General features: G+C 61.9%; 1 protein-coding gene. It reads left to right on the forward strand.

Annotation, left to right across the window (positions count from 1 at the left end; translation table 11 throughout):
* On the forward strand, positions 1 to 480 hold a 480-nt coding region (locus tag AC1D0P_RS28895), incomplete at both ends, for a substrate-binding domain-containing protein (RefSeq protein WP_477679875.1).

The following is a 480-nucleotide window of genomic DNA, read 5'->3' on the forward strand; positions in this document are numbered from 1 at the left end:
TGGTTCCAGGACGAATGGAAATTCGCCGAACAGGCCGGCAAGGAAAAGGGTTTCACCGTCGTCAAGATCGGCGCCGAAGATGGCGAAAAGGTCCAGTCGGCGATCGACAATCTCGGCGCCCAGGGTGCGCAGGGCTTCATCATCTGCACGCCGGACGTCAAGCTCGGACCGGGCATCGTCGCCAAGGCAGAAGCCAACCAGCTCAAGCTGATGACCGTTGACGACCGCCTCGTCGGCGCCGATGGCAAGCCGCTCGAAGACGTGCCGCATATGGGCATTTCCGCCACCAAGATCGGCGAGGCCGTCGGCCAGTCGATCATCGACGAAATGAAGAAGCGCGGCTGGGACATGAAGAATGTCGGCGCGATCCGCGTCTCCTACGATTCACTTCCGACCGCCGTCGACCGCGTCGAAGGCGCGATTTCGGTGTTGAAGAAGGCCGGCTTCCCGGCTGACAATATCTATGACGCGCCGCAGGCC

This window comes from Polaromonas sp. P1_G2, assembly GCF_056405515.1.